The organism is Streptomyces sp. NRRL F-5755, assembly GCF_001279365.1.
Classification (GTDB): domain Bacteria; phylum Actinomycetota; class Actinomycetes; order Streptomycetales; family Streptomycetaceae; genus Streptomyces; species Streptomyces rimosus.
Window position 1 is genome coordinate 1 of sequence record NZ_LGCW01000325.1, and the last position, 22,798, is coordinate 22,798.

Genomic DNA, 22,798 nt, shown 5'->3' on the forward strand with positions numbered 1-22,798 from the left:
TTGCGTCCATACACTTCGGCCGCTCCAGGCGCCGAGGAGATGGCCCCCTGCGCACCCCCGCCCCACGACAAACCCAATGCGTATCCGCGCGAAGCGCGGTCCAGGCCCCCCAAAACCGCCGCGATCAGCGGCAGCGCAACAGCGCCCGAATCGGATGCCAAGACTCCGTATCGTCCTCCGGCGTCTCACGCCACACCAGCCCGTCCGGGTGGTGCAGCACCGCCGTGACCTCGTCAGGCGTCGGCGGCTCGGTGTTACCGCGCAGGTACACCGCCCGCAGCCCCAGGTTCCGCAGCCGCGTCAGCGCCCGCTGGCGGTTCACGGCGTGTACGAGTACCCGTACGCGGTGTCCCGTATGGCCCGGTCTGGGCAGTGCGAGGGCGACCACCACGCTTCCGCCGGGAAGCCTGATGAACCCTCCTCCGGTTGTGGGCATGGTCTCCCCGTAAGACTCGGTGTCAACAAGAACTCGCAGGATGCATCTAAACGCGATCGGCCGCCGCCCGCTAGGGGGCGGCGGCCGATCGGTCTATGACCTGCGGTTTTGGTGATTACTTGGTGGAGGGGCCCACCTGGAGCAGCACCGAGGAGCCGTTCCAGGCTTCCGCGAGGATCTTGATGCGGGTGTTGGTGTCAGCAACGATCACGCCACCGGTGGGGTTCGACTCGTCGTAGTAGTCGCCCTTGCGGTCGTCGAAGACGGTCACACCGGGCTTCGACGAGATCTTGGTGACCTTGCCGTCCTTGTGGAGCGTCAGCGCATCCGTGCGCTGCGCGGTGAAGGTCGAGTCGTAGCTCTGGAAGCGGTTGCGCATCAGCTTGCCGTCCGACCACTTCTCGGCCTTCGGGTGGGCGTCGACCGGGAGGATCTGCCCGTGGCCCGGGTGCTGGCCGACGTTGTTGTCGGGCTGGGACGTGTCCCACAGCCAGATCAGGACGCCGTTCTGGTACGGGAAGTGCTCGACCCACTGGGGGCGGGTGGAGGCCCAGCCGAAGTTGTACGGGCCGGTCTGGAGGGTCTTGTCGTACGAGATGTACTGGCGGTTCTCGGCGATGTAGTAGCGCGGGTAGTCCTTGGTGAAGGACGCGCCGATGCGCGAGAAGCCCTTGGCGGTCCAGCCGTTGTCCCCGGCCTCGGCGCCATCCGTGAAGAGCGCCGCGCCGTCCGCGGTCACCGAGATCGCGTCGGCGGCGAAGCCCTTCTGGGCGGCCCCGCCGTCGGTCTGGTAGCGGAAGCGCAGGTCGATCTTCTTGCCGGCGTAGGCGTCGAGCGGGAAGACCAGGTCCTTGTAGGAGTCCGAGGTGCCGGTGAGGGCGGGCTTGTCGCTGCCGTCGCGGGGGATCGCCTTGCCGTCGGCGGTGCCGTCCAGCGGCGTGTAGTTGGCGCCGCCGTCGGTGGAGACCTCGGCGTACGCGTAGTCGTAGTTCTGCTCGATGTCCCACCAGCCCTTGAGCGTCAGGGCGGCGCTCTTCTTGCCGGTCAGGTCCACGGAGCGGGTGAGGGTGTTCTTCAGGTCGTTGCCCATGCCGCTCCACCACTGCTGGGTGCCTTCGGCGGGCTTGACGATGTCGGTGCGGACCGACTTGGCGGGCAGTTCGACCACCACGGCCTGCTTGTTCTTCGTGTTGTACTCGGCGACGCCCAGCATGTGGGTGGACTTGGTGGCCGCCTTCGCCTTGGCGTAGTTGAGCCAGCCGAGCTGGAGCTTGTCCCAGGCGCTCATGTCGCCGGGCAGGTCGCCGATGGCGTCCTTGCCGCGGCCGAGCCAGGAGCCGCCGGACATCAGCGACCAGGAGTCGACGGAGGATTCACCGGTGCCGGTGGTGTCGTACTCGTCCGGCAGGCCGAGGTCGTGGGCGTACTCGTGGGCGAAGACGCCCAGGCCGCCGTTCTCGGGCTGCATCGTGTAGTCACCGACCCAGACGCCGGTGTTGCCTATCTGGGTGCCGCCGGCCTTGTTGCCGGCGGGGCCGGTGTGGCCGGAGTCGCTGCCGTACGCGTACCAGCGGTGCGCCCAGATGGCGTCCTTGCCCTGGGCGCCGCCGCCCGCGGACTCGTCCTCGCCGGCGTGCACGATCTGGAAGTGGTCGATGTAGCCGTCGGGCTCGTTGAAGTTGCCGTCGCCGTCGTGGTCGTAGCGGTCCCACTGGTCGTACTTGGCGAGGTCGGCCTTGATCTGGGCGTCGGTGCGGCCCTTGGCCTTCTGGTCCTCGGCCCAGCGGTTGACGCCGTCACGGATCAGGTCCCAGGCGCTGGGGCAGTTGGTGGAGCCGCAGTAGTTGGACCCGTAACGGGCCTCGTTCCAGTCGACCTTGACCCAGTCGGAGACCTCGCCGTCGACCGAGTAGCGGCCCGAGGACTGCTTCTCGTAGTACTTGGCCAGGGACTCCTTGTCCTTGTCGTGCGAGAAGTAGAGGTCCTGGAAGTGCCGGCGGTTGTAGTCCTTCTGCCAGGCGGTGGAGTTGTCGTTGCGGCGGTCGGGCTGCGCGATGGTGTTGTGCGCGGGGCCGGCCGTGCCGCCGTACTTCTTCACCGGGGGCTTGGGGCCGTCGCCGTCCGGGTCGTACATCGTGGTGTCGTCGACCTTGTCGCCGAACTCGACCAGGATGGTGAAGATCTTGTCGGTCTTCTCGCGGGCGAGTTCGACGTACTTGCCGCCGTTCAGCTTCACGACCTGCGAGGCGCCGCGCTTGGTGGCCTTGGCGTCGCCGGAGATGACCTGCTGGAGCGCTTCCTTGCGCTGCGCCGCCTGCTGGTCGCTGAACGGGCCCTTCAGGTCGTGGTCGACGGCCTGCTTGGCGGGGGACCCGGGGTCCTGCCGCTGGACGGCGAGCGGCCCGGGGCCGTCGTCGGCCTGCGCCGGCGCGCCGGAAGACAGGGCGGCCGCCCCGATCGCGGCGGCGGCGGTGACCAGGGCGGCCGGTCTGAACGCCCGTCTCTTGGCTCTCACTTGGCGCATTCCTCCCCTTGGGAAATGGTCGCTGGATGGCAGCATTTGACCGGAAGAGGAGGGGAAAAGACAGACCTTGACTTGGTCACGTCAGAGAAGTACGGTTTTCGACCCCCAGGTTGCGGCTATCGGACATCTCCGTGCACGTTTCCGTGCGTACCCGCACTCCCCCCGGCGGCTCCCCCATGGCGTGCTCCGCGCACCCCAATCAGCGTCCCGATAAGGGACGTTCAAACTCCGGATGAATCCGTGCGCCCCCTATGCTCCGGAACCGTGGGTTAGGTCACGCTTACCGCCAGTTCCGCTCGGGCAGTAAGGACCGTAGAGTCATTTGACGGCGCGCGCCCCTGTCGACCACACCCCTGCCGACCTCTTGAGGACGGATCCGCCATGCCTCGTCCGACTGCCGCACAGCTCGCCTACGGTTCGGCCACCGTCATCTTCTCGACCCTCGCCATGCTGCTGCTCTCACAGACACGCAACGGCGCCGGCATCGCGGTCATCGCCGTCGCCGCGTTAGCCCTCGGCCTGCTGGTCGCCATGACGGCGCCGCTGCCGGGGGCTTTTCACGTGGCACGGCGTACGGCCCGGCGCGCGGACGCGGGCGCGGGCGCGCAGCTGCCGTCCAGCGCCGGTACGGCGACCGCGCGCCTGCCGCGCCAGCGCACCCACGCGGGCGTCTCCTCCGAGGCGCGCGTCGGTGAGCACTCCCGTTAGTCACCCGTCCGTGGCTGGTGGACGCGCGTAGGCGGCCGGGCACCGCTCGGAAGAGGGGTGCGCCGACCGCCGGTTGACGCGCCGGAGCCGCCGGGCCGTCAGGCGGCGGAGACCACCACGGTCTTCGCCGCCTTGTCGTGCAGGCACTGCTGGTACGGCTTGTCCCAGGTGCACCACAGGACGTTGACGAGCCAGAAGAGGAAGCCGCAGCACGGCACGATCTCCGGGAGCGTGTAGACCACCGCCCGCACCCACCCCGCCTGCCCGGCCGGCACCGCGCCGTTCTCCAGCATCCCCACCCGGATCTTCATCGCCATCTTGCCGACGGTCTGGCCGCGGCTGGTGAGCATCAGGCCCTCGTAGACGAGGTAGGCCAGCATCGTGACGCCGGAGACCCACGCCTGCCGGCCGGTCTGCGTGTCGTCCGTCGTCCAGTAGTCGAAGCCGCCGACGATCGCGCTCATGATCAGGCCGACCGGTACGCAGACGATGATCCAGTCGATGATGCGGGCCACCAGCCGGCGGCCCCGGTTCGCCAGCGGCGGCATCCCGGCGAGCGGATCGGCGGCACCGTACTGGCCGCCGTAGGGGTTCCCGCCGTACGGGTCGCCGCCGTACGGGGGCGGGGGCATCCCGCCGGGCGGCGGGGCGCCGCCGTACGGGTCACCGCCCGGAGGCTGTTCACCGTACGGCGTGGCGTTGGCCGGCCGGTCGTACGGGGAGCCCTCCGCAGGGCGGCCGCCGTACGGAGAGCCACCGGCCGGCTCGTCCCCGTACGGAGAGCCGCCCCTCGGCGGGTCCTGCGGCCTCTTCAGGAACGGGTCTTCCTCCGGCGGTTCGCCGCCGGAGCCGGGCCTGGGCTGGTCGGTGCTCATGGCCCGAGTCGAACCCGGGCCGCGCGGCTCCGCATCCGGCGAGGGCCGGGCGGGTGACGCGGCCGGGCGGGCGGGCTACTTCTCGGCGACGAACGTCCGCGCGAGCTTGTCGTGCCAGCACTGCCGCCACGGGCGGTCGAACAGGCACCACACCGCGTTGACGATCCCGACCACCAGGACGCCGAGCACCCCGTACACCAGCCACCGCTTGATCACCGAGGACAGCGGCGGGGTGTCGTGCCCCTCGATGTCCAGCACCCGCACACCGCACAGCTTCTTGCCGAGCGTGTGCCCCCACTTGGCGGTGGGCAGCACCTCGTAGAGCCCACCGCCGATGAGCAGCACGGCGAGCACGATGGCCAGGTAGGGGCCGGTCGTGCCGTCCAGCAGGTAGACCGTGACCTCGCGCCCGGACTGCTTGGCGGCCTCCACCTTGGCGTCGATGTGCTCGGTGGCCGGGCCCCACAGCGGTACGGCGGCGGCGCCGGTGATGACGGCCAGGGCGAGCGTGTCGATCAGGCGGGCGGCGAACCGTCGGCCCAGGGAGGCGGGGCGGCCCTGCTCCTGCGCCGCGGCGAACGGGTCGGAGGCCGGCGGCTTCCAGGGCACGACGCCCTCGGCCGCGCCGCCGTCCTGCTGCGGCGGGAAGCCGGAGAAGGGGGGCGCGGGCTGCGCCTGCGGAGCGGGGGCCGGGCCGGGGGCGTGCGGAGCGGGGCCCGGCGCGGGCTGTTGCGGCGCCTGATGGACCGGCGCGTGTTGTGCCGGTGCCTGCTGAGGCTGCTGAGGCGGGAACGGGTGGTGCGGGGTCGGCGGCGCGGCGGGCGCGGGGCCCGACTGAGGCTGTACGGGCCCCTGCGGCGCCTGCTGGACCGGTCCCTGGGCGGCGGCACCCGAACCACCGGGGCCGGGCTGCGCGGGCCCCTGCTGCGGCCCTGGAGCCGCCGGCGGCTGCTGCGCGCCGGTGGACGGCAGCGGCTGCGGCGCCGTGCTGCCGGGCGCGGGCGACGACGGCGCGGGCCCCGGCTGCGGCGCCACCCGGAACGCCATCGTGTCGCTCTTGCCGCTCGCGTTCGCGCCGGGGCGCACGGCGCGGATCGTGGTCGTACCGTGGTCGCGCGGGCCCTCCTCGTCCGGTACGGCGCGGATGGTGACCGTACCGTCGGAGCGCGGGGCGGCCTCCCCCTCCGCCGGTGTCCCGGCCTCGTCCCGCTGCTGCGGCAGCCCGGCCTGCCGCTCTTCGGGCGAGCCCCAGGCGACGCGGCGGTCCTGCTCGCCGAAGCCGTTCTGCCGGGCCGTGTCGGCCTGCCAGGCGGAGGCCGGGGCGTCCGTGCCGGAAGACGGCCCGCCGGGCTCCCCCTCGTCGTCGAGGAAGACCGGACCGGTCTCCTCCACAGCGGGGGTGGGGGCCGGCGCGGGCGCGGGGGCCTGGGCGGCGGCGCCGGGCGGCGGTGCGGGCAGCGCCTCGCCCTCGGCGGGCGCCGGGCGGCTGGTGCCCGGCACCCACGCGGCACCGTTCCAGTACCGGATGTAGCCGGGGATGGACGGGTCCGGATAAAAGCCTGGCGTGGGGCTGCCGCCGGCGGATCCTGAGGAAGGGGCGCTCATGTCCGAAGTCCCGTATCTGTTCTCGGCCTGGTGTGGTGGGTGGGGCATGTGCAGTCTGCCGCAACGCAGCGTCCACATCTATCAGACAGAGGGTCGGGCCGGGCGTCCCGGCCGGGCGGGACCACCTGGAAGAGGCCCGCGAAAAAAGTTGTGCGAAGTCGCGTAATGGTCCGGGCGCAGCGGCCTCTATCCAGGTGCGGGCATCGTCCCATGGGCCCGCAGCAGGTACAGAGAGAGGCGGACCGCATGCACACCGTGGTGGAACGAGAGCTGGAGCTGGGCCTGGTCCTGTCGCCGGAGCGCAGCATTCCCGTACCGGCCCGGCTGACCTACCGCACGGACGACCCCTACGCCGTCCACGTGACCTTCCACATCGGCTCGGACGCCCCCGTCAACTGGACGTTCGCCCGCGAACTGCTCGTCGAGGGGGTGTTCCGGCCGTGCGGCAACGGCGACGTGCGGGTGTGGCCCACGAAGGTGGACGGGCGCAGCGTGGTCTGCATGGCGCTCAGTTCCCCGGACGGCGAGGCGCTGCTGGAGGCGCCGGCCGCGGCGGTCTCGGCGTGGCTGGAGCGCACCCTGCGCGTGGTGCCGCCGGGGTCCGAGCACGAGCACCTGGGGCTGGACAAAGGGCTGAGCGCGCTGTTCGCGATGGCGTCGCGGGACGACCTGTGGCTGTCCGGCCCGTGGCCGTCCGACGAGTCGCCGGAGGCCGGGGCGTGACGCCGGGCCGTACGGTCCGGGCCGGACGTACCCGCGTCAGGACGCTTCGGTACCGAGGTCCGCCAGGCTGTGCTTGCGGGTGAGGAACTCGATCGCGTGGCCGTCCGGGTCGCTGACGTAGATCCCGCGTCCGCCGGCGAGGTGGTTGATCTCCTGCGGCTTGTGGTGGTACGGGTCCGCCCAGTACGGCAGTTCGCGCTCCTGGATCCGGGCGAAGATCGCGTCGAACTCCTCCTCGGAGACCCGGAACGCGAGGTGCTGGGGCACGATCGCGGCCGCCTCCACGACATGCTCGGCGTAGTCGATGGTCAGGCCGTCCGCGGCCTGCACGGCGGCGAACGGGCCAAAGCCCGTCGGCCCGTCCAGCCCGGCCAGCTCGGCCAGGAAGCGGGCGGACGCGAACTTGTCGGTGGCGTGGACGATGGTGTGGTCGAGGTGTACGGACACGGTGGTCCTCCTGCGAAGGTCGGTGGCGTTCAGGCCCGTTGAGCTCTGGCACTCCTGACCGTATGGCGGCACCCCGCGCGCGGACATCGGGAATCCGACCTACACCGCCGGACCGTCCGCCCCCGGTCCGGCGCCCTCCGTCGCAGGCCCGAGGACAGCCGGTCTGTAGTCCTCAGCCCCGGTACGTCTCCAGCAGCCGCAGCCACACCTCGCTGATCGTCGGGTAGGCCGGTACCGCGTGCCACAGGCGGTCGAGGGGGACCTCGCCGGCCACCGCGACGGTTGCCGAGTGGAGGAGTTCGCCCACCGCGGGGCCGACGAAGGTGACGCCGAGGAGTACTTCGCGGTCCAGGTCGACGATCATGCGGGCGCGGCCGCGGTAGCCGTCGGCGTAGAGGCCGGCGCCGGCGACGTTGCCGAGGTCGTAGTCGACGACGCGGGTGCGGTGGCCGGCGCGTTCGGCTTCGGCGGCGGTCAGGCCGACCGAGGCGACCTCGGGGTCGGTGAAGACGACCTGGGGTACGGCGGCGGTGTCGGCGGTCGCGGCGTGCGCGCCCCAGCGGCCGGTGTCGAGGTCGGTGGTGCCCTGGGCGCGTGCCGCGATGGCGGCGCCCGCGATACGGGCCTGGTATTTGCCCTGGTGGGTGAGGAGCGCGCGGTGGTTGACGTCGCCGACGCCGTACAGCCAGCCGTCCGCCACGCCCCGTACCCGGCAGGTGTCGTCCACCTCCAGCCAGGTGCCGGGCTCCAGGCCCACCGTCTCCAGGCCGATGTCGTCGGTGCGCGGCGCGCGGCCGGTGGCGAACAGGACCTCGTCGGCGACGATCTGCTCGCCGCCGTCCAGGACGACGGTGGCGGGCCCGTTGGGCATCTCGCGCCGTACGGCGGTCACGGACACGCCGGTGCGGACGGTGGCGCCCGCCTCGGTCAGCGCCTCGGCGACCAGTTCGCCCGCGAAGGGCTCCATCTTGGGCAGCAGCCCGCCGCCGCGCACCAGGAGGGTCACGGCGGAGCCCAGGGCCCGCCAGGCGGTGGCCATTTCGACGCCCACGACGCCGCCGCCGACCACCACCAGGCGCGGCGGCACGGACTGGGCGCTGGTCGCCTCGCGGCTGGTCCAGGGGCGGGCCGCCGTGAGTCCGGGCAGGTCGGGGAGGAGGGCGCGGCTGCCGGTGCACACGGCGACGGCGTGCCGGGCGGTGAGCACGCGCTCGTCCGCGCCGGTGGCGACCACCACGCGCCGGGGCCCGTCGAGGCGGGCCTTGCCGCGTACGAAGTCGATGCCGGCCGAGTCCAGCCACTGGACCTGGCCGTCGTCCTTCCAGTGCGATGTGAACGCGTCGCGGTGCGCGAGCACCGCCTTGGTGTCCAGCGGCGCGGACGCGGCCTGGTGCAGGCCGGGCACACGGCGCGCGTCGGCGCGGGCGGTGACCGGGCGCAGCAGCGCCTTGCTGGGCATGCAGGCCCAGTACGAGCATTCGCCGCCGACCAGCTCGCTCTCCACGATCACCGCGCTCAGGCCGAGGGCGCGGGCCCGGTCGGCCACGTTCTCGCCGGTCGGCCCGGCGCCCAGCACGATGACGTCGTACGTGTCCCGGCCTGCGGTGTCCGTGGTCGTTGGCATCGTCATCGCTCCCTGCGTCGGCGTCGCGGCGGTCGGGTCCATCCTCGTGCCGGACGCCCGGCCCGGCCACACGTATCGGGGCATTCGCGGGCGGGGCCCGCTCAGCCCTCCCGGCGCTCCACGGCCTGCTTGGCCTCCGCCAGTCCGGCGCCGGTCAGCTCCCGGTACCGCTTGATCGCCTCGATCTTCCTGCCCTTGTGCAGCAACGCGTCGATCTCGGCCATGCCCTCGGGGCCGGTCTCCTCCACTCCCAGGTGTTCCATGATCAGGTCGAGCTTGCGGTCGATCCGCCGGAGTCTGCGGTCCAGCGCCTTGTGGCGCACGTCCGCGGAGGAGGCGAGCACGACGATGACGACGACGGCGGCGGCGATGGCCGTCCAGAGTTCGGAGTTCATGGCCACGACCTTAAAAGGTCCTGGCCCCTGGAAAGGTCCCGGTCAGAACACCTTCCCGGGGTTGAGCAGCCCCAGCGGGTCGAAGACCGCCTTGATGCCGCGGTGCATCTCCAGGCCCACCGGGCCCAGCTCGCGGGCCAGCCATTGCTTCTTCAGGACGCCGACGCCGTGCTCGCCGGTGATGGTGCCGCCCAGTTCCAGGCCGAGTGCCATGATCTCGTCGAAGGACTCGCGGGCGCGCCGGGACTCGTCGTGGTCGGCCGGATCGAAGCAGACGGTGGGGTGGGTGTTGCCGTCGCCCGCGTGGGCGCAGACGCCGATGGTCAGGCCGTACTTCTCGGCGATGGCGGCGGTGCCGTCGAGCATCGCGGCGAGCCGCGAGCGCGGTACGCACACGTCGTCGATCATCGTGGCGGACTTCACGCGTTCCAGGGCGGTCAGGGTCAGCCGCCGGGCCTGGAGGAGCAGGTCGGATTCGGCCGGGGTGTCGGCCGGTACGACGTCGGTGGCTCCGGCGGCCGTGCACAGCGCGCCGACGGCGGCGAGGTCGGCGGCCGGGTCGGGGGTGTCGAAGGCGGCCAGCAGGAGCGCTTCGGTGCTCTCGGGCAGTCCCATGTGGGACATCGCGTTGACGGCGCGGATGCTCGTACGGTCCATGAGTTCGAGCAGCGCGGGGGCGTGGCCGCGGGCCATGATCTCGCAGACGGCGTCGCACGCGGCGGCGGTGGAGGGGAACTCGGCGGCGAGCGCGAGCTGCTGGGGCGGCTCGGGTTTGAGGGCGAGCACGGCGCGTACGACGATGCCGAGGCTGCCCTCGGAGCCGACGAACAGCCGGGTGAGGTCGTAGCCCGCGACGCCCTTGGCGGTGCGCCGGCCGGTCTTCAGCAGCCGCCCGTCGGCGAGGACGACGTCCAGGCCGAGGACGTACTCGGCGGTGACGCCGTACTTGACGCAGCACAGGCCGCCGGAGGCGGTGCCGATGTTGCCGCCGATGGAACACTCCTCCCAGCTGGAGGGGTCCGGCGGGTAGTACAGGCCGTGTTCGTTGACGGCGCGGGAGAGCACCGCGTTTATCACGCCGGGCTCGACGACCGCGATCCGGTCGACGGGGTTGATCTCGATGATCCGGTCCATCTTGACCAGGGAGAGCACGATGCAGCCGTCGGAGGCGTTGGCGGCGCCCGAGAGGCCCGTACGGGCGCCCTGGGGGACGACCGGGACGCGCAGTGCGGTGGCGGTGCGCATCACGTGCTGGACCTGTTCGACCGTACGCGGCAGGACGACCACGGCCGGGCTGCCGGCCTCGCAGAAGCTCGCCATGTCGTGGGCGTAGGCGCCGGTGACGTCGGGGTCGGTGAGGACCGCTTCCCCGGGGAGGCCGTCGCGCAGGCGTGCGATGAGGTCCATGCCGCCAGCCTCCCATCCGTGGGCCGTACACGGAAGATCCCCTCCCGCACCCGGGCGGCGGTGTCCGGGTGCGGGAGCGCCGCTCCCCGCGGGAAGGGCCGCGGCCCCGCCGGGTCAGGGTCCGGCGGGGCCGCGGGGTGGGGGGTGGCGTTCAGGGGGCCCTGAGAACAGGGCCGGTCGCGGGCCGGCGGTCAGAGGTTGCCGCGCCGCTCCTGCTCCCGCTCGATCGCCTCGAACAGGGCCTTGAAGTTGCCCTTGCCGAAGCCCATCGAGCCGTGCCGCTCGATCAGTTCGAAGAAGACGGTGGGGCGGTCCTGGACGGGCTTGGTGAAGATCTGCAGCAGGTAGCCGTCCTCGTCCCGGTCGACCAGGATCTTCAGCTCGCGCAGCGTCCCGACCGGGACGCGGGTCTCGCCCGCCCACTCGCCGAGGGTGTCGTAGTAGGAGTCCGGGGTGTCCAGGAACTCGACGCCGGCCGCGCGCATGGCCCGGACGCTGGCGACGATGTCGTTGGTGGCCAGGGCGATGTGCTGGCAGCCGGGGCCGCCGTAGAACTCCAGGTATTCGTCGATCTGCGACTTCTTCTTGGCGATGGCCGGCTCGTTGAGCGGGAACTTCACCTTGCGGGTGCCGTCCGCGACCACCTTCGACATCAGCGCGCTGTATTCGGTGGCGATGTCCGAGCCGACGAACTCCTTCATGTTCGTGAAGCCCATGACGTTGTTGTAGAAGGCCACCCACTCGTCCATCTTGCCGAGTTCGACGTTGCCGACGCAGTGGTCGATGGCCTGGAAGCGGCGCGCGCCGGGCTCGACGATCGGGTCGGCGGCGACGTAGCCGGGCAGGTAGGGGCCTTCGTAATCGGTGCGCTCGACCAGGGTGTGGCGGGTCTTGCCGTACGTGGCGATGGAGGCGCGTACGACGACGCCGTGCTCGTCCTTGGTCTCGTACGGCTCCTCTATGCCGGTGGCGCCGTGCTCCAGGGCGTAGGCGTAGGCGGCGCGCGCGTCCGGCACCTCTATGGCGAGGTCGATGACGCCGTCACCGTGCGCGGCGACGTGGTCGGCCAGGAAGTGGCCCCAGTCGGTCGCCGGCTTGATGACGGAGGTGAAGACGAAGCGGGCGCTGCCGGATTCGAGCACGTAACTGGCGGTCTCGCGGCTGCCGTTCTCCGGTCCGGAGTAGGCGACGCGCTTCATGCCGAAGGCGGTGGCGTAGTAGTGCGCTGCCTGCTTGGCGTTGCCGACGGCGAAGACGACCGCGTCCATCCCCTTGACCGGGAAGGGATCGGCCTGCCGCGCACTCGTGGGGGTGGTGTGGTCCGTGGTCTGAGTCATGGCGGCAGGCTCTCCCCGGCCCACACAATGCGCAATAGTTTGCACATTCACTGGGCAGTATGCACAGCGAATCGTGCAATTCACCGGACGATTCGTACATGATGACCATCAATTTCGGAGGCAACGGCCGTGGCGATCGATCATTTGGACGGCAGGCTGCTGGAGCTGCTCGCCGAGGAACCGCGCATCGGCGTACTGGAGGCGTCGCGCCGGCTCGGCGTGGCGCGCGGGACGGCGCAGGCGCGCCTGGACCGGCTTCAGTCGAACGGAGTGATCCGGGGTTTCGGGCCCGACGTGGACCCCGCGGCGCTCGGCTATCCGGTGACCGCGTTCGCCACGCTGGAGATCAAACAGGGCCAAGGGGCCGACGTCCGGGCGCACTTGGCGTCCGTACCCGAAGTGCTGGAGCTGCATACAACGACGGGACATGGGGACATGCTGTGCAGGCTCGTTGCCCGTTCGAACGCCGACTTGCAGCGGGTCATCGACCTGGTTGTGGGTTTTGATGGCATCATGCGGGCTTCCACCGCCATTGTCATGGAAAACCCGGTTCCATTGCGCATCATCCCGCTGGTCAAGCAAGCCGCGGGGGACTGACCGAGGAGGGCGCGTGTGAGCTTCTGGGAGTACCTCGGCAGCCGGCACACCCAGCTGCTGACGGACACGTTTCAGCACGCCAGCGCCGTCTTCCAGTGCATGGTGCTGGCCACCGTGCTCGGGGTGCTGCTCGGCGTCGCCACCTACCGCAGCGAGTGGGCCGGGAACCTGGCCACCGCCACCACCGCGACGATCCTGACGGTGCCCTCGCTGGCCCTGATCGGCCTGCTGGTGCCGATCGTCGGCCTCGGCGTGGCACCGACCGTCATCGCCCTGACGCTGTACGGGCTGCTGCCGGTGGTGCGCAACGCCGTCGTCGGCCTGCGCGGCGTCGACCCCGCGCTGATCGACGCCGCCAGGGGCATCGGGATGTCCCGTACGGCCCGGCTGCTGCGGGTGGAACTGCCGCTGGCCTGGCCGCCGATCCTGACCGGCATCCGGGTCTCGACCCAGATGCTGATGGGCATCGCGGCCATCGCCGCCTATGCCTCGGGCCCCGGCCTGGGCAACGAGATCTTCCGCGGCATCTCGTCGCTGGGCAGCGCCAACGCGCTCAACCAGGTGCTGTCCGGGACGCTCGGCATCGTCGTCCTGGCCCTGCTCTTCGACGCCGCGTACGTACTGATCGGACGCCTGACCATTCCCAGGGGGATCCGTGCCTGAGACCACCGCATCCGGCGCCGGCATCGCGCTGGAGCACCTGACCAAGCGGTACCCGGGCGCCCCGGCGCCCGCGGTCGACGACGTGAGCATGGAGATCAAGCCGGGCGAGACGGTGATCCTCGTCGGGCCCTCGGGGTGCGGCAAGTCCACCACCCTGAAGATGATCAACCGGCTGATCGAGCCCACCTCCGGGACCATCCGGATCGGCGACGAGGACGTGACCGGCATCGACCCGGTCGGGCTGCGCCGCAAGGTCGGTTACGCGATCCAGTCGTCCGGCCTGTTCCCGCACATGACCGTGGCGCAGAACATCGCGCTCGTACCGAAGATGGTCGGCTGGAAGAAGGCGAAGGTGGACAGCCGCGTCGAGGAGATGCTCGACCTGGTGGGCCTGGACCCGCGCGAGTTCCACGGCCGCTACCCGCGCCAGCTCTCCGGCGGGCAGCAGCAGCGCGTCGGCGTGGCGCGCGCGCTGGCCGCCGACCCGCCCGTCCTGCTGATGGACGAGCCGTTCGGCGCGGTGGACCCGATCACCCGCGACCACCTCCAGGACGAGCTGATCCGGCTCCAGCACGAGCTGCGCAAGACGATCGTCTTCGTCACCCACGACTTCGACGAGGCGATCAAGCTGGGCGACCGGATCGCGGTGCTGCGCGAGCACTCGCACATCGCCCAGTTCGACACCCCCGAGGCCATCCTCACCAACCCCGCCGACGACTTCGTCTCCGGCTTCGTGGGCGCGGGAGCGGCGCTCAAGCGCCTGAACCTCACCCGTGTACGGGACGTGGGCGTGGTCGACTTCCCCACCGCTTCCGTGGAGGACCCGCTCCAGTCGATCTTCGACCTGCTGCGCTCCGGCACCACCAACGAGGTGCTGCTGCTGGACAGACACCGGCGCCCGTACAAGTGGCTGCGCCGCGGCGACCTGATGCGCGCCAAGGGCTCGCTGGCCCGCGCCGGCACGCTCGTGCACGACACGGTCACCCGCGACGCGACGCTGCGCGACGCGCTGGAGGCGGTGCTGACCGACAACGCGGGCCGGGTCGCGGTGACCGGGCGGCGCGGCGCGTACATCGGCGTGGTGGACATGGAGACGCTGATGAACAACGTCCACGACCTGCTGGAGGCGGACCGGCTCGACGCCCTGGAGCACCGGCACGAACTGGAGGAGCAGCGCGCCCGGCACACCCGGCTGGCCCAGGAGGGCGTCGATCCGGCGGGCGGCGCGCACGGAGTCAAGGCGTGAGCCCCCGGGACGAGCGCCGGCCGCCGAAGGACGAGCGGCCGGCGGGCGAGCACGAAGTACGCGGCGTACGGTTCCGCGACGAGGCGGCGGCCGCCGGGGAGCGCGGACCGCTCCTGACGGCCGAGCCGGAGCCCGCCGCACCGGCCACCCGGCCGCCCCGCCGGATCACCTGGAAGAAGGTGGTCACGGTGCCCGCCGTGCTGGCGGCGGTGCTGCTCGCCACCTGGCTGTGGTTCCGCGGCACCCGCCTGGACTCGATCGCGCACCAGGCGGTGGACGGCGGCAAGGTGTGGCTCGCGCTGCGCCAGCACATCCAGCTGACCGCCGTCTCGACCTTCTTCGTACTGATCATCGCGCTGCCGCTGGGCATCGCGCTGACCCGCGCCAAACTGCGCAGGGCCGCGCCGGCCGCGGTCGCGGTGGCCAACCTCGGGCAGGCGGTGCCCGCCCTGGGCCTGCTCGTCCTGCTGGTCATCTGGCTGGGCATCGGCCCGGAGGCCGCCGTCATCGGCATGGTCCTGTACGCCGTACTGCCGGTGCTGGCCAACACCATCGCGGGCCTGAAGGCCATCGACCCGACGCTGACCGAGGCGGCCCGCGGCATCGGCATGTCGGCGCCCGGGGTGCTGGGCAAGGTCGAACTGCCGCTGGCCGTGCCGCTGATCCTGGCGGGCGTGCGCAACGCGCTGGTCCTGAATGTGGGCACCGCGACACTGGCCACCTTCGGCGGTGGCGGCGGCCTCGGCGACCTGATCTCGGCGGGCATCATCACCCAGCGCATGCCGGTGCTGGTGCTCGGCTCCGTCCTGACGGTGGTGCTGGCGCTGTTCGTCGACTGGCTGGCGTCCCTCGTCGAGCTGCTGCTGCGCCCGCGCGGGCTGGAGGTGGGGGAAGGATGACCCGAGGACGGCGATGGCGCCGTACGGTACCGGCGGCGGCCGGGTGCCTGCTGCTGGCCGCGGCCGGGCTGAGCGGCTGCGGCCTGGTCAGCGGCAGCCCGATGAGCGACGACGTACGGCCCGGCACGGTCGGCCGGGGGCTGCCGCTGAAGGGCGCCGAGCTGACCGTGACCTCGAAGGAGTTCACCGAGAACATCATCCTGGGCCAGATCATGGGCCTGGCCTTCAAGGCGGCCGGCGCCACGGTCGTGGACAAGACCAACATCCAGGGCACGATCGGCGCCCGCGAGGCGGTCAAGTCCGGTACGGCGGACGGGATGTACGAGTACACCGGCACCGGCTGGATCACCCACCTCGGCCACGAGAAGCCCATCGCGGACCCGCGGAAGCAGTGGGAGGCGGTGCGCGACGGCGACCGGGCCAACGGCGTCGAGTGGCTGCCGCAGTCGAAGCTGAACAACACGTACGCGCTGGCGCTCAACCCCGGGCACTACAAGCAGCTCGGTACCGAGACGCTGTCGGACGTCGCCGAGCTGTCCCGCAAGAACCCGGGCGCGGTCACGCTGTGCGCGGAGGCCGAGTTCTCCGCCCGTAACGACGGCCTGCCGGGCATGGCCAAGGCGTACGGCATGCAGATCCCGGCCGGCAACATCAAGAAGATGACCAGCGGCGTCGTCTACACACAGGTGGCCGAGGGCCGGGCCTGCACCTTCGGTGAGGTGTACACGACCGACGGCCGGATCAAGGCGATGGGCCTGCACGTCCTCAAGGACGACAAGCACTTCTTCCCGAACTACAACGCGGCGCCCGAGATGAACGCGGCGACGATGAAGAAGTACCCGCAGATCGCGGACATCCTGGCGCCGATCACCGCGGCCCTGGACAACACCGTCGCGCAGTCCCTGAACGGGAAGGTGGACGTGGAGGGGCAGGACCCGCACGAGGTCGCCAAGAACTGGATGATCGAGAAGGGGTTCATCAAGGCCGGCGGCTGAGGGCCGGGCCCGGGCCTTTTTGCGTCCGCGCTCAGCAGCTGGGGACCGTACCTCCGGACTTCAGCGCCTTGAGCGCGTCCACCGTGCCGGAGAGCGTGCTGACGGGGACCAGCCGCATGCCCTCCGGCAGCTCGGCCTGCGCGTCCTTGCACTCCGACTTGGGGACGAGGAAGACCTTGGCGCCGTCCCGGCCCGCGGCCTGCGTCTTCAGGGACACCCCGCCGACCGCGCCGACCTCGCCGTCCGCGGTGATCGTTCCGGTGCCCGCGATCTTCTGCCCGCCGGTCAGGTCGCCGCCCTTGCCGTCCCCGGCCAGCTTGTCGATGATGCCCAGCGAGAACAGCAGGCCCGCGCTGGGCCCGCCGATCGTGCCCAGGTCCAGCTTGACCTGCACGTCCTTGTCGCTCTTGTGCAGATAGTTCAGCGCGGCGCGGGTGGCGACGTCCTGGGAGGAGCGCATGTCCTTCAGGTTGTGCTCCACGGCCTTCTCGGCGGTGTCGCCGACCGGGTAGACCGACTCGACCGGCATCACGGCCTGGTCCGTACGGAACCAGCCCTTGACGATGTCCGGCAGCCGCACCGTGGCGTCCGGGCCGGTCGCCACGATCGCCGCCATCCGCAGCTGGCCGCTGGTCTCGCGGGTCGGCGCGCCGCTGATCGTGATCACCTGTTTGCCCTTGTGCTTGCCGAGCACATCCGCCGTGTCGCCGGGGAAGGCGACCGAGAACGGCAGCGGAGCGAAGGCCGCGGTGGCGAGGAGCGCGAGGACGAGGGCGGTGCAGATCCCGAGGGCGCGAGTGCGAGAAGACACCCCGCCACCCTAGATGACCTGTGCCCCCGGCCGGTCACCACGGGGCGCCGCCGGGGGCTCCGCCGGCCCGGATCACCGCAGCGCTTCGGACACCTCACGGGCCGCCTCGACCACCCGCGGCCCGACCCGCTCCGGCACCGTATCGGCGAGCATCACCACGCCGACGCTGCCCTCGATGCCGCTCACCCCGAGCAGCGGGGCCGCCGCGCCGCTCGCGCCCGCCTCCAACTCGCCGTGCGTCAGGGCCAGTCCGGCGTCCTCGATATGGCCCTGGCGGGCCTTGAGTATCGCCCGCCCGGCCGCGCCCCGGTCCAGCGGATGCCGGAAGCCCGCGCGGTAGGCGACGTGGTAGTCGGTCCAGGACGGCTCGACGACGGCCACGGCCAGCGCCTCGGTGCCGTCCACGAGCGTGAGGTGGGCGGTGGCGCCGATGTCCTCGGCCAGCGCGCGCAGGGCGGGCAGCGCCGCCTCCCGCACCAGCGGGTGCACCTGGCGGCCCAGGCGCAGCACGCCCAGGCCCACCCGGGCCCGGCCGCCGATGTCGCGGCGCACCAGGGCGTGCTGCTCCAGGGTGGCGAGCAGGCGGTAGACCACGGTCCGGTTGACCCCCAGTTTGGTGGACAGCTCCGTGACGGTCAGGCCGTGGTCGGTGTCGGCGAGCAGTTTGAGGACGCGCAGTCCTCGGTCGAGCGTCTGGGAGGTCTCCGCGGTCACGACGCCCCCTCCTCGGGTGAGTGGCGGCTCATGGCGCGGGGTGCGCTGCCGGTCCCGGGGCAGCGCGCGCAAAGAGGCCGCCGGCCGCATGGCACCGGCTGCGCTCCGCGGCGGCGCTGCCACGGGGCGTGTGCGTGACCGGGACAGTAGCGAGCCGGTCCGGTGAGCGGAAGAGTCCGTCCAGAATCCGGTCTTCCGTGCCCGGAATGTCCCTGAAGATCCTCGGGGCGCGGTGGGGCGCCGGGGGCATGCCCCCTTTCGGCCTGGGTCACAACACCCGCGCGCCCGGCCATACACAAGGCGTCCGGCCAGGGACACGCGCGCCCGGCCAGGGACACGCGCCTCCGGCCAGGGACACGACGGCGGGGCAGCATACGGCCGGTCGCCGTACGCTGCCCCGCCGGGAGGCCGCGGCCCGAAACGGTGTCCGGGCCGGGTCACCTCACTTCATGCGCGTGGCCCACTCCCGTACCTTCTTGATCCGCTCGTTGAGCTGCCCGGCGGTGGCCTCCGCGCTCGGCGGGCCGCCGCACACCCGGCGCAGCTCGGTGTGGATCACGCCGTGCGGCTTGCCGCTCTGGTGGACATACGCACCGACCAGGGTGTTCAGCTGCTTGCGCAGCTCCAGCAGCTCCTTGTGCGTGACCACCGGGCGCCGCTCGGCGGGCAGCTCCAGCAGGTCGGCCTCCTCGGCCGGCTTCTTCTTGCTGTGCGCGATCTGCCGCGCCTGCCGCTTCTGGAGCAGCATCTGCACCTGGTCCGGCTCCAGCAGCCCGGGGATGCCGAGGTAGTCCTGCTCCTCCTCGCTGCCCGCGTGCGCCTGCATGCCGAACTCGGCGCCGTCGTAGAGCACCCGGTCGAAGACCGCCTCGGACTCCAGCGCCTCGAAGGAGAACTGCTCCTGCTCGCCGGTGTCCTCATCCTGCTGCTTGTTGGCCTCGTCCATCTCCTTCTCGGACTCGGCGTACGGGTCCTCCTCGCCGTCCTTCTTCGGCTTGTCCAGGACGTGGTCGCGCTCGACCTCCATCTCGTTGGCGAAGGTGAGCAGCGACGGCACGGTGGGCAGGAAGACGGACGCGGTCTCGCCGCGCTTGCGGGACCGTACGAAGCGGCCCACCGCCTGCGCGAAGAACAGCGGCGTGGAGATGGTCGTCGCGTACACGCCGACCGCGAGGCGCGGTACGTCGACGCCCTCGGACACCATGCGGACCGCGACCATCCACCGGTCGTCGGAGTGCGAGAAGTCGTCGATGCGCTGCGAGGCGCCGCTGTCGTCGGACAGGACGAGGGTGGCGCCCTCGCCCGTTATCTCGCGGATCAGCTTGGCGTACGCGCGGGCCTGCTCCTGGTCGGAGGCGATCACCAGCGCGCCGGCGTCCGGTATCGCCTTGCGCACCTCGGTCAGCCGCTGGTCGGCGGCCTTGAGCACCTTGGGCATCCAGTCGCCGCGCGGGTCCAGCGCGGTGCGCCACGCCTGCGAGACGGCGTCCTTGGTCATCGGCTCGCCGAGCCGGGCCGCGATCTCGTCGCCGGCCTTGGTGCGCCAGCGCATGCTGCCGCTGTACGACAGGAAGATCACCGGGCGCACGACGCCGTCGCTGAGCGCGTTGCCGTAGCCGTAGGTGTAGTCGGCGGCGCTGCGCCGGATGCCGTCGTCGCCCTCCTCGTACGTGACGAAGGGGATCGGGTTGGTGTCGGAGCGGAACGGCGTACCGGTCAGCGCGAGCCGCCGGGTGGCCGGCTCGAAGGCCTCCAGGCACGCCTCGCCCCAGGACTTGGAGTCACCGGCGTGGTGGATCTCGTCGAGGATGACCAGCGTCTTGCGCTGCTCGATGCGGTTGCGGTGCAGCATCGGACGCACGCCGACACCCGCGTACGTGATCGCGATGCCGTGGTACTCCCGGCCGAGCGGACCCGCGCTGTACTCCGGGTCCAGCTTGATGCCTACGCGGGCGGCGGCCTCCGCCCACTGCTTCTTCAGGTGCTCGGTGGGCGCGACCACGGTCACCTGCTGCACGACGTGGTGGTGCAGCAGCCAGGAGGCGAGGGTGAGCGCGAAGGTGGTCTTTCCCGCGCCGGGCGTCGCGACCGCGAGGAAGTCGCGCGGCTGCGTCTGGATGTACCGGTCCATCGCGGCCTGCTGCCAGGCGCGCAGCTTGTTGGCGGTACCCCACGGGGCCCGTCCGGGGAAGGCCGGGGACAGGTGGTGGTTGTTGGTGGCGCTGGTGGTGGTAGTCACGGTCTCCGTCGGGCTGGCTCGGCGATCGGCAACCGCGTCAGCCTAACGCTCCGCGGGGGCCGACGGCGTGCGCGGCCCGGACGCCGGTGCCGCCTTCCCGCCACCGGCGGCGGCCACAACGAGGCCGTCACCGGTGGGCTTCAGGCGCGTGGCCACCCACGATCCGGTGAGGGCCACGGCCGCCATGGTGACGAAGACCGCGGCGAAGGCGGCGGGCTGACCCCCGGATGCGGCGTTGGTCACGTCCGGCGTGGCGTGCGCGCCGACCGCGCCGCCGCCGAAGGCGCTGAACAGCAGCCCGCTGATCCCGACGAAGGTGATGTTGCCGAGGGCGTCCGAGACCTGGAGCGAGGCCGAGTTGCTGCCCGCCTCCTCCGGCGGCGACAGCTTCAGCAGCAGCACACTCCCGCTGGAAATGTTCAGCCCCATGCCGAACCCGGCCACGACCCACGCCACCGCCACGATCCACACCGGCACGCCGGGGACGAGCACCAGCGGCACGATCAGGATCGCCGTCGTCATCAGCACCATCCCGATCCCCATGATCCGCTCCCGGTACGGCTCCAGGCGCGGCCGGCTCTGGGTGTACGAGCCGAGGGCCCAGGTGAGGCCGCCGCCGGTCAGCGAGAGCCCGGCCAGCGTGGTGGACAGACCGCGCTCCGTGACGAGCATCAGCGGAATGAAACTCTCGGCGGCGAGCAGGGAGCCGGCCGCCAGCCCGCGAATCAGCACGACGGACGGCAGCCCGCGAGCGGCCCGGAACGTCCCCCTGGGCAGCAGCCGAACCACGGTCGGCACCAGCAGCGCGAGCCCCGCGACCGCGGGCAGCACGGCAACCCAGTCGCGCCGCTGCGCCGCGTACTGCAGGAGCCCGGCGCCCGCGGCCACCGCCAGCGCGAGCAGGATGCGGCGCCGGTCCATCCGCTCCTCCCCCTGCCGGGGCGGCAGCTTGCGCAGCGCGGGCAGCATGACCGTCAGCGGCAGCAGCACGAGTACGGGTATGGACAGAAACACCCAGCGCCAGCCCAGGTGCTCGGTGACCGTCCCGGCGACCAGCGGCCCGACGATCACCGGCAGCACCCAGGCGGCGGAGAAGGCCGCGAGCACGGACGGCCGCAGCGCTTCCGGATACGCGCGGGAGACCACGACATAGAGCGCGACGATGACCAGTCCCCCACCGATCCCCTGCACCCCACGCCCCACCACGAACAGCCACATCTGCTGCGCCGACCCCGCGACCACCAGCCCCGCGGCGAACGTCGCGATCCCCGTGAACAGCGGCGCGAGCGGCCCGCCCCGGTCGCACCACTCCCCCGACAGCGCCATCGCGAACAGGCTCGCCGTGAAGTACGCGGAGAAGGCGAACGCGTACAACGCGATGCCGTCCAGGGCCTGCCCGACCGCCGGCATGGCGGTGGTCACGGCACTCGCCTCGAACGCGATGAGCGAGACGACGGAGATGATCCCGAGCGTCAGCGCCCGGTACGTACGGCCGAGGACACCTTCGGCGGTCGGGGCGGTCACGGGCTCGGTGGCGAGGGGGGCTTCGGAGGCGTCGCGCGGGTCCACGGCAGTCATGCGCTCAGGGTAAGAGGCGTAACTGAGCTGCGCCCCTGTCGCGGGGCGGAGATCGTCTCGGCCGTTGGAACTAGGTGCACGGCCGCGAGGGGCACTTGGGTGTGCCGCCTGGGTATGTCCCCCCGCACGGTGCTCCCTCTAGGCTCCCGGTATGGCGCCGCCGAAATGCATCGACGAGAGCTGTGCCGTGGTGGCCATCGCCGCCTCCGCGGGCGGGGTGTTCGCGCTGCTGGAGCTGTTCGGCTCCTTCACCTCGGGCCCTCCCGTACCGATGCTGGTGGTGCAGCACCTGAGCCCGCGGCACCGCACGGTGCTCGACACGGTCCTCCAACGGCGCACCCGGGTGCCGGTCACGCTGGCCCGGGACGGCGAACGGGCCGCCGCCGGCCGGGTCCACCTGGCACCTCCCGACCGGCACCTGCTCATCGATCCGGACGGCACACTGCGGCTGGCCGACACGGCGCGCGTGAACGGGGTCAGGCCCGCGGCGGACCGCCTGTTCACCTCGCTCGCCGAGCACTACGGACAGCGGGCCTGGGTCTTCGTGCTCAGCGGTACGGGCAGTGACGGCGCGCGGGGCGCCCGGGCCGTCAGGGACCGCGGCGGCACCGTGGTGGTGCAGGACCCGGACACCGCCGACTACCCCGGCATGCCCGAAGCCGCCCTGCAGGCCGGCGCCGTGGACCACGTGCTCCCCCTGCACGCGATCGAATCAATGATCCGCTCCTTCGCCCATTCCGCCCCGGACCCGTGAACACCACATTGCAACCTCATGGCACCCCGCCCGGCCCCCTTGCCCCTCCCCCGGCCCCCCGGCCTAGTCTCGGACCAGCTCACCAACACGGCCGTGTGCCCGAGCGGTTGAGGGGCCGGACTGCAAATCCGGTTACGTCGGTTCGAATCCGATCACGGCCTCGGTCATGGGTGAAGGCGGCTCCGTATGCGTACGGGGCCGCCTTCCCGCGCGTACGGCGC

At 71.7% G+C, this 22,798-nt stretch carries 21 protein-coding genes and 1 tRNA gene; 9 read left to right on the forward strand and 13 right to left on the reverse strand.

Annotated elements, in window-relative coordinates:
* Positions 1–124: 124 nt before the first annotated feature.
* Positions 125–436, reverse strand: a complete 312-nt coding sequence (locus ADK86_RS39550) for a hypothetical protein (RefSeq protein ID WP_053700995.1) — start codon at positions 434–436, stop codon at positions 125–127.
* A gap of 115 nt (positions 437–551) precedes the next feature.
* Entirely contained in the window at positions 552–2,951 is a 2,400-nt protein-coding gene (locus tag ADK86_RS39555; RefSeq protein ID WP_107088680.1) for an immune inhibitor A domain-containing protein, read from the reverse strand.
* Between the two features lie 390 nt (positions 2,952–3,341).
* Between ADK86_RS39555 and ADK86_RS39560 the strand changes: the two genes are divergently transcribed.
* Positions 3,342–3,668 (forward strand): hypothetical protein, encoded by a 327-nt coding sequence (locus tag ADK86_RS39560; RefSeq protein WP_053700997.1) that lies wholly within the window; start codon positions 3,342–3,344, stop codon positions 3,666–3,668.
* A 98-nt stretch (positions 3,669–3,766) separates the two neighbouring features.
* Here the strand turns inward: ADK86_RS39560 and ADK86_RS39565 are convergent, their stop codons facing one another.
* Positions 3,767–4,543, reverse strand: a complete 777-nt coding sequence (locus tag ADK86_RS39565; protein ID WP_053700998.1) for an RDD family protein — start codon at positions 4,541–4,543, stop codon at positions 3,767–3,769.
* Between the two features lie 75 nt (positions 4,544–4,618).
* Entirely contained in the window at positions 4,619–6,148 is a 1,530-nt protein-coding gene (locus tag ADK86_RS39570) for an RDD family protein (RefSeq protein ID WP_053700999.1), read from the reverse strand.
* A gap of 246 nt (positions 6,149–6,394) precedes the next feature.
* Between ADK86_RS39570 and ADK86_RS39575 the strand changes: the two genes are divergently transcribed.
* Positions 6,395–6,871, forward strand: coding sequence for an SsgA family sporulation/cell division regulator (locus ADK86_RS39575; RefSeq protein WP_053701017.1), 477 nt, complete (start codon positions 6,395–6,397; stop codon positions 6,869–6,871).
* 36 nt (positions 6,872–6,907) lie between these two features.
* On the opposite strand, the gene ADK86_RS39580 is transcribed toward ADK86_RS39575, so the two are convergent.
* The 5 genes from ADK86_RS39580 to hppD all read right to left on the reverse strand — a co-directional run bounded on the left by ADK86_RS39580 (position 6,908) and on the right by hppD (position 12,081).
* Entirely contained in the window at positions 6,908–7,318 is a 411-nt protein-coding gene (locus tag ADK86_RS39580; protein ID WP_053701000.1) for a VOC family protein, read from the reverse strand.
* A gap of 172 nt (positions 7,319–7,490) precedes the next feature.
* Positions 7,491–8,942 (reverse strand): dihydrolipoyl dehydrogenase family protein, encoded by a 1,452-nt coding sequence (locus tag ADK86_RS39585; RefSeq protein ID WP_053701018.1) that lies wholly within the window; start codon positions 8,940–8,942, stop codon positions 7,491–7,493.
* Positions 8,943–9,043: 101 nt separating this feature from the next.
* On the reverse strand, positions 9,044–9,337 hold the full coding sequence (locus ADK86_RS39590; protein WP_053701019.1) for a ribosomal protein L7/L12: 294 nt from the start codon (positions 9,335–9,337) through the stop codon (positions 9,044–9,046).
* Positions 9,338–9,379: 42 nt separating this feature from the next.
* Positions 9,380–10,744, reverse strand: coding sequence for an FAD-binding oxidoreductase (locus tag ADK86_RS39595; RefSeq protein WP_053701001.1), 1,365 nt, complete (start codon positions 10,742–10,744; stop codon positions 9,380–9,382).
* 191 nt (positions 10,745–10,935) lie between these two features.
* Positions 10,936–12,081: a 4-hydroxyphenylpyruvate dioxygenase gene (hppD, locus tag ADK86_RS39600; RefSeq protein WP_053701002.1), complete on the reverse strand. Its 1,146-nt coding sequence runs from the start codon at positions 12,079–12,081 to the stop codon at positions 10,936–10,938.
* Between the two features lie 129 nt (positions 12,082–12,210).
* On the opposite strand from hppD, the gene ADK86_RS39605 reads away from it, so the two are divergent.
* The 5 genes from ADK86_RS39605 to ADK86_RS39625 are packed head-to-tail and all read left to right on the forward strand — an operon-like array spanning position 12,211 to position 16,481.
* Positions 12,211–12,678 (forward strand): Lrp/AsnC family transcriptional regulator, encoded by a 468-nt coding sequence (locus ADK86_RS39605; protein ID WP_030602439.1) that lies wholly within the window; start codon positions 12,211–12,213, stop codon positions 12,676–12,678.
* 15 nt (positions 12,679–12,693) lie between these two features.
* Positions 12,694–13,341 carry an ABC transporter permease gene (locus ADK86_RS39610; RefSeq protein WP_053701003.1) on the forward strand — a complete coding sequence of 216 codons (648 nt, stop codon included), beginning with the start codon at positions 12,694–12,696 and terminating at the stop codon, positions 13,339–13,341.
* Positions 13,334–14,587: a betaine/proline/choline family ABC transporter ATP-binding protein gene (locus tag ADK86_RS39615; protein ID WP_053701004.1), complete on the forward strand. Its 1,254-nt coding sequence runs from the start codon at positions 13,334–13,336 to the stop codon at positions 14,585–14,587. Before ADK86_RS39610 ends, ADK86_RS39615 begins: the two co-directional genes overlap by 8 nt.
* Entirely contained in the window at positions 14,584–15,486 is a 903-nt protein-coding gene (locus tag ADK86_RS39620) for an ABC transporter permease (protein WP_053701005.1), read from the forward strand. Before ADK86_RS39615 ends, ADK86_RS39620 begins: the two co-directional genes overlap by 4 nt.
* Positions 15,483–16,481 carry a glycine betaine ABC transporter substrate-binding protein gene (locus ADK86_RS39625; protein ID WP_053701006.1) on the forward strand — a complete coding sequence of 333 codons (999 nt, stop codon included), beginning with the start codon at positions 15,483–15,485 and terminating at the stop codon, positions 16,479–16,481. Before ADK86_RS39620 ends, ADK86_RS39625 begins: the two co-directional genes overlap by 4 nt.
* A 31-nt stretch (positions 16,482–16,512) precedes the next feature.
* Here the strand turns inward: ADK86_RS39625 and ADK86_RS39630 are convergent, their stop codons facing one another.
* The 4 genes from ADK86_RS39630 to ADK86_RS39645 form a co-directional block, all read right to left on the reverse strand.
* Positions 16,513–17,292: a S16 family serine protease gene (locus ADK86_RS39630; RefSeq protein WP_053701007.1), complete on the reverse strand. Its 780-nt coding sequence runs from the start codon at positions 17,290–17,292 to the stop codon at positions 16,513–16,515.
* Between the two features lie 72 nt (positions 17,293–17,364).
* The gene (locus ADK86_RS39635) at positions 17,365–18,006 is read right to left on the reverse strand and encodes an IclR family transcriptional regulator (protein ID WP_030376373.1); all 642 of its coding nucleotides are present in this window, start codon (positions 18,004–18,006) and stop codon (positions 17,365–17,367) included.
* Positions 18,007–18,448: 442 nt separating this feature from the next.
* The gene (locus tag ADK86_RS39640; protein WP_003985666.1) at positions 18,449–20,245 is read right to left on the reverse strand and encodes a DEAD/DEAH box helicase; all 1,797 of its coding nucleotides are present in this window, start codon (positions 20,243–20,245) and stop codon (positions 18,449–18,451) included.
* Positions 20,246–20,287: 42 nt separating this feature from the next.
* Positions 20,288–21,823 (reverse strand): MFS transporter, encoded by a 1,536-nt coding sequence (locus ADK86_RS39645; protein ID WP_107088681.1) that lies wholly within the window; start codon positions 21,821–21,823, stop codon positions 20,288–20,290.
* A gap of 151 nt (positions 21,824–21,974) precedes the next feature.
* Here ADK86_RS39645 and ADK86_RS39650 point away from each other — a divergent pair, with 151 nt between their 5' ends.
* Positions 21,975–22,577 carry a chemotaxis protein CheB gene (locus ADK86_RS39650; RefSeq protein WP_053701008.1) on the forward strand — a complete coding sequence of 201 codons (603 nt, stop codon included), beginning with the start codon at positions 21,975–21,977 and terminating at the stop codon, positions 22,575–22,577.
* Positions 22,578–22,666: 89 nt separating this feature from the next.
* Positions 22,667–22,738, forward strand: a tRNA-Cys gene (locus tag ADK86_RS39655).
* Positions 22,739–22,798 lie beyond the last annotated feature (60 nt).

Coding starts and splice junctions, on each gene's coding strand:
- ADK86_RS39550 (WP_053700995.1), bottom strand. CDS start 436: ATGCCCACAACCGGAGGAGGGTTCATCAGGCTTCCCGGCGGAAGCGTG.
- ADK86_RS39560 (WP_053700997.1), top strand. CDS start 3,342: ATGCCTCGTCCGACTGCCGCACAGCTCGCCTACGGTTCGGCCACCGTC.
- ADK86_RS39565 (WP_053700998.1), bottom strand. CDS start 4,543: ATGAGCACCGACCAGCCCAGGCCCGGCTCCGGCGGCGAACCGCCGGAG.
- ADK86_RS39570 (WP_053700999.1), bottom strand. CDS start 6,148: ATGAGCGCCCCTTCCTCAGGATCCGCCGGCGGCAGCCCCACGCCAGGC.
- ADK86_RS39575 (WP_053701017.1), top strand. CDS start 6,395: ATGCACACCGTGGTGGAACGAGAGCTGGAGCTGGGCCTGGTCCTGTCG.
- ADK86_RS39585 (WP_053701018.1), bottom strand. CDS start 8,942: ATGCCAACGACCACGGACACCGCAGGCCGGGACACGTACGACGTCATC.
- ADK86_RS39590 (WP_053701019.1), bottom strand. CDS start 9,337: ATGAACTCCGAACTCTGGACGGCCATCGCCGCCGCCGTCGTCGTCATC.
- ADK86_RS39595 (WP_053701001.1), bottom strand. CDS start 10,744: ATGGACCTCATCGCACGCCTGCGCGACGGCCTCCCCGGGGAAGCGGTC.
- hppD (WP_053701002.1), bottom strand. CDS start 12,081: ATGACTCAGACCACGGACCACACCACCCCCACGAGTGCGCGGCAGGCC.
- ADK86_RS39625 (WP_053701006.1), top strand. CDS start 15,483: ATGACCCGAGGACGGCGATGGCGCCGTACGGTACCGGCGGCGGCCGGG.
- ADK86_RS39645 (WP_107088681.1), bottom strand. CDS start 21,823: ATGACTGCCGTGGACCCGCGCGACGCCTCCGAAGCCCCCCTCGCCACC.
- ADK86_RS39650 (WP_053701008.1), top strand. CDS start 21,975: ATGGCGCCGCCGAAATGCATCGACGAGAGCTGTGCCGTGGTGGCCATC.